Below are 5580 nucleotides of genomic sequence, written 5' to 3'. Positions count from 1 at the left end.
TTTTTAATCCCTCCGCTGTTGCCTATAGCTTGCTTTCTCTTGCCTGGAATCGAAGCGAAAATTTAAAAACAAAGTCAGGCAATGACCCCTAACGGTCTTGCTAAGTTTTCGTGGGCGATTAAAACAATCGACTTTTCAAATCTCACGAAAGCAAGCCGCGTAAATTTGTTTATATTTTTAAGCAAACCAATTTAAGTAGCTTGCTGGTGTTTATTAATTGAACTAACTCTTGAGCAATTTCCACCGCCCATGAAATTTAGCTTTTGTTACCAGTTGTGCTTTAATCTCCCTATTTTATTTATTTACAGGGTTTAACTCAGCAGGAATTAGCTCCATATATTCTTGATATGTTACTTGAGTTACTCCTTTAGGTATATATGTCGCAGAATATTTTTCAATTAAGTGTGACTTGGGTTTATACGGATCTATTATAACCATATGCTTACCCCTTGATAGAAAGTACTTTTCAAGATATTCATTAATACCACCATCATTAAAACCATATCCAATAACTACAAGCAGCTCTGATTCAGATAAATTATTCTCAAAGTGTTTGAAGAGATTTTTATAATATGGGTCTCTAGTATAAAATCTTGTTTTGTTAGTAGTTCCACTTAAAAAATCTGGAGAAACTTCATCCAATAAGTATTCAAGTTTAGGTTCACCAGTTTTTGGGTCAGGTGTTTCCATGTAAAACTGGGAAATGGCATAATTATCTTTGAGACGTATTCTTTGTTGATCAGGTTGCGGAGTATAAACGATTGTATTGTAAATGCTACCATGAAGTTTAAATAAAGATAGAGGTTTGTCGAACTTATCTGTGTAACGTTCTAACTTCACATAGTACGTCTTATGCACCTTATTATCTGTTCCACTATTAAAATCATAACTTACTGTTCCATAAAATGGAGAACCTTCAAGTTGATATCCGTCGGTGAAATGTTGCCAGAGATCTGAATGATTTTTACCGATCCAGTCAAAAAATAAATCATGATTAAGCGTATGAAATTTTACATCATTTGTTTTTAGTAAATCTTTTAAGAAACCAATAAATGGATCATATGGTGGATAATTTAAAGTGCTAACATCCTCGAAATACTGTTTCTTGTGTAATTGAGAAGCTAAAAGTTGATTGAAGCTTCTATTAAAGTCTGAAATTCTATTGTAACAGTCTCTATAAATAATTGCTCCTTTGGTGTGTCTATCATTAAACTTTTTATAAAAATCTTCAATGGTTTCCTTGTTTTCACGGTTTGTTAAGTAACCCGAATAATAGTCATAAAATGTTTCGTAATGAAACTCTTCTGTTTTCTTTAATACTTCAGCATTGTAAAACTCCAAAAATTCTTGAAGAAAGATTCTTTCATCCCTTCTGGACCAACGATTAGGATCATTCTGCCCGTTTAAGAAAATTGCGGTTTGGTCAGTATGTATTAAAATTTCACTTTCGTCAATTTTGGATAGCCTCTGGTTTAATTGTCCCACACTAGGGAGTCCTTCTGGTATTGAAAACCCTGATCCAACTAATATCGATACTTTTGGTCTCATCTATATTTATTTTGTTCGCAATTGCCAAATAGCATTACTGGTAACGGTTGGCGCTATGTGCTGCAGGCGCCTTACGTGATTTATGTTTCAAATTTTATAAAGAGGCAAGATAACAATTTTAGTTTTGAATTTAACCATAACAATTCAATAACTATTACTTTGCCGTGCCCATTAAAAGCACAAACTTTCGAAAACCTACAACAAGCACCGCCTGTGGCATATAGCGCATGTTACAAATCTGTTGAAGACCTTCATGTGTAAGAAAAAACCTTCCCGTCTAATTTGGCTAATAAAAGCAGCTTTGGCGCGGAAATTTGCAGCCTACTAATTAACTCACCTTTTGTCTGCAAATGCACCCTGGCTAAGTGACAATTTGCGCCGCCTTCAACAGTCACAGCATTTTGCAAAAGAACGAAGCCCTTACTGGCTTCTAGTTAAAAGGAACAGCTTTTGCCAGATCTTAGCTTGCCATGGTAAAACAGAATGAAGCAAATTGGATAACACGAGACTACCTGTGCAAATTTCGTGACAAAGCGAATGAGGCTGATGCAGGAATGCTTTTCCGTGATCATAAGCAAAAGCTCTTTAGAAAAAACAGCTTAAAGCTAATCAACCAATTTATCTCAATAAAACAGCAATTGCTACAAGCTTGCCTGCGAGAACATGAAATAGCCCAATTGTTTGTAACGGTCACTTGTAAGTTGTCGTTGCGGATTTCGAAGAGCGTCAGTGTCCGGTAGGACATGACGGTCAAGAAAGGAGCAGAGACAACGCACACCACTGCACCCGCAATGCAATTTACAATTTGTTATGGGCTGGCTTTATTTTTTCATTTAGTTTTTGTGTCAAATTTTTGTAATAGTCCGAGTATTTATTTTTCCCGATGGAAGTCGGAATAATCTCAACTTTTATGTCCATACTGTTTAATACTCCTTTTAAATGCTCATTTATCTCATCGCAGTAGAAAATTATTTCGTTTGTAATTTGTGAACCTAAATTACTTTTTCTCATTCTGGCTCTTTTATTAATAATCCACCATAAATCAATCTCTGCATAATCAAAAGAAAAACCGATAATATGAATATTAGAGTTGAAGAATAATTCTATCCAAGATGAACCACTGAAATTTTTATCTCGAAGCTTATCTGCAAGAGAAATTTCAGTTATTGTTTCTTTGTTTTCTGTGTATCTATAATTTCCTTTTATATAACTGTCTATTTTGCCAATTTCACCACAATAATGGTCTAGCCCAAGCATTATTGTCGCCGGTTTTCGAATTTCTCCGTGAATTTGCCAAAAGTGCTTTTTTGCCTCTTTTGCATTGGAGATTCGTTTTAAGCGTCTAATACTATAAACATCCTCTGAACTATATTCATGAATTGGGAAATTCACTTCCTTTAGTTCTTGAAGACTTTTAATAAAAGCATAATCGTAATTTGTTGTCAAATAATTCTCTGCATTAATATTGAATAAATCAATGTAAGTTTGATGCGGAGTGATTTCATCCATTAAATCTGCGATTTTTGTTTTGGTTTCAAACTCATCATGCAAGACATCTGGATGTTTATTGGGCTTTTCAAGAATTATTCTTTCATAAATCATCGTGTTCGGCAAATCATCATTGTCAAACATTCTTGATTCTTTTAAATCATTTAGAAGGTTAGTCCAGGATATATTTTCAGGGCTAAGTCTATTTATTCCATTCCCGAAAAAGATTGTGTTCTCCATGCTTTATGTTGATTGTCGTTTTTGTCAAGCTTGCCCATAACGGTCTTGCTAAGTTTCGTGGGCGATTTCAAAGAGTAGTCTTATCAAAGCGCTAAATAAGCAAGCCGAATAAATTTATATTTTAAGCGAGCCCATTTATTTGGCTTGCTGCTGTTTCTTAATTGTATTAAGCTTTCGAACTGCTAATCAGCGCCCATGAAATTTAGCTTTTGTTATGGGCAGTTTTTTATTTTTCTATTGGTTTTAAAAATATCATTTCCGTATTTCTATTATCAATGATTAGATTCTTTTCCTCTTCCAGGTTTCTTAGAAATATATATTCCTTGGTCTTTCCTATATAAACAATATTAGAGTCTGACTTCATTTTTAGATTTTTTTGAATTATTTCTATTTCATACGATGGTTTGTTCTCCAATATGCTAAATGCTCTAAATGAATTAAACAGAAAGATGATGCTCAAAAATCCAATAACCACAACAGATTGAGTCATAAAATCTGAAATATCAGGAACTCTTTTCTGAAAATATTTCTGCATTTTAAAAGCTATAATAATAAGCCAAATTGCACTGAGTATAAAAAAGGGAATTGGCTCTTCGGAAGGAAAACCTTGTCTTTTAATGAATGAATAAACAAAATATGATGTCAAGCCAAGGAAAATAGTTAGAAGTAGAATCCTAGCTAATATTTGTGAAACATAATGATACAGTAATTTCCACTTGTTTTCTGAAGTCCTAAATTTACTCTTCATAAGCTTGAGTAAATCTTTAAAAGGTCCCCAAAATGTCAAGTCTTTATTTTCTAAGAATGTGTTGTTCTTAATGTTATTCTCGAATTTATCCCCTTCTCGAAAGGCATGGTAAAGAATAAATACAATCGCTATAAATATTGGGATTATTACAGGAAGAAATGATAAAATAAGTTCTCCTGTTGTCAGGTAGGTAAAAATATTAATTTGAAAATGAGTATAGTAACTATAGCTATTAACAAAACCAGCTGTTAACAGGAAAGCAGATATTGTTGGAATTTTCTTTCCTAATTCTTCCATTCTTTCAATTATTTATTATCAGGTTTCGCAACACAGGGGTCTCATTTTCAAAATTGCCCATAACGGGCTTGCTAAGTTGCGTGGGCGATTTAAAAGAGATAACCTTTCAAAACTCACGAAAGCAAGCCGAGTTAATTTGTTTATATTTTTAAGCAAACCAATTTAGTTGGCTTGCTGGTGTTTATTAATTGAACTAAACTTTCGAACTGCTTATCAGCGCCCATGAAATTTAGCTTTTGTTGCCACCCGTTTAATTTACTAGATTCTAATTGCCAAGAGTTTCAGAATAAAAACATATAATCAATTCAAATGATGTTAAGTAAAAAGAACATTTCAAAAGCAAAAAGGCTCATTAACAAAATAAGAACTATCACTATTCTATTCCAAAAATAAACTCTTTGGGTGCTGCAAATACTGAGTATGTTAGACCATTTAAATCGTAGGTGTATTTTTTACCAAAACCACTATGTTTCACTTGAATAAATAATCCTTTTAATAAAATCTCAGCTTCATCTTTTGACAATGTAGAATCTACTGCCATAATCATCGTATTACAATATTCAAAAAACACAGCAATGTTATTAGCCTTAGAAATATCACTTAAATTTAAGATAATAGCATCCAAACCCTGATTGTCTTCTGTAGCAAGAATATTCATTTCATCAGAAATCTTTTCTCCGTAAATAATTTCTTTTTCACTAACATTTGACTTATTGTCAAATATGAAAATCTTATTTACTTGTGAATTAGTTCTTGCCAAATTATTGAATGAGTTCTGAATTTGTCTTACACTTAATTTAATTTCACTTTGACCAAAGGAAATAGATGAAATTAACATTAGGAGAATAACTACTATTGTCTTCATAATCAATTATTTTCTATTTTCCCTTAATTCCTCGGTTAGATTAAATATTAAACCTTCTTGTCTTTCCGTTATAACACCGAAATTAAAATGTTCTCTAAATTCTTTCAATTGTTCAGATAGAGTATCAAAACTTTCAATTAAATCTTTAGCAGTTTCTTCTGTTAGTTTCATAAGGCTATTTATTACAATTATTTCAAATATTATAAGCAACAGTCCAGTCAATCATTGCTCATGTTTATAAATCAAAATACTGACACCTCTAATCAAATAGATATTGAGGTATTTTTTAAATGGGTGGCAACGGGCTTGCTAAGTTGTCGGCGGGATATAAAACGACCGCCTTATCAAAGCGAACATAAAGTTAATAAAACGCAGATATTATGCAAACTATATA

Annotated in this window: 5 protein-coding genes; all 5 read right to left on the bottom strand. The window is 32.6% G+C overall.

Going from position 1 to position 5580, the window contains the following annotated elements:
• Positions 1-294: 294 nt before the first annotated feature.
• Positions 295-1548 carry an SIR2 family protein gene (locus EV201_RS16250; RefSeq protein ID WP_130308704.1) on the bottom strand — a complete coding sequence of 418 codons (1254 nt, stop codon included), beginning with the start codon at positions 1546-1548 and terminating at the stop codon, positions 295-297.
• Between the two features lie 798 nt (positions 1549-2346).
• A complete protein-coding gene (locus EV201_RS16245; RefSeq protein ID WP_130308703.1) occupies positions 2347-3276 on the bottom strand; it encodes an SIR2 family protein in 930 nt (309 codons plus the stop codon).
• A 226-nt stretch (positions 3277-3502) separates the two neighbouring features.
• Complete coding sequence (locus tag EV201_RS16240) at positions 3503-4321, bottom strand: hypothetical protein (RefSeq protein WP_130308702.1); 819 nt, start codon at positions 4319-4321, stop codon at positions 3503-3505.
• Between the two features lie 373 nt (positions 4322-4694).
• Positions 4695-5186 carry a hypothetical protein gene (locus tag EV201_RS16235; protein WP_130308701.1) on the bottom strand — a complete coding sequence of 164 codons (492 nt, stop codon included), beginning with the start codon at positions 5184-5186 and terminating at the stop codon, positions 4695-4697.
• Positions 5187-5192: 6 nt separating this feature from the next.
• Positions 5193-5357 (bottom strand): hypothetical protein, encoded by a 165-nt coding sequence (locus EV201_RS16460; protein WP_165389690.1) that lies wholly within the window; start codon positions 5355-5357, stop codon positions 5193-5195.
• Positions 5358-5580: the final 223 nt, after the last annotated feature.

Source organism: Ancylomarina subtilis (assembly GCF_004217115.1).
GTDB classification, from domain to species: domain Bacteria; phylum Bacteroidota; class Bacteroidia; order Bacteroidales; family Marinifilaceae; genus Ancylomarina; species Ancylomarina subtilis.
The sequence above is the reverse complement of the archived record's forward strand: the minus strand, read 5'-3'. Positions and strand labels throughout refer to the sequence as shown.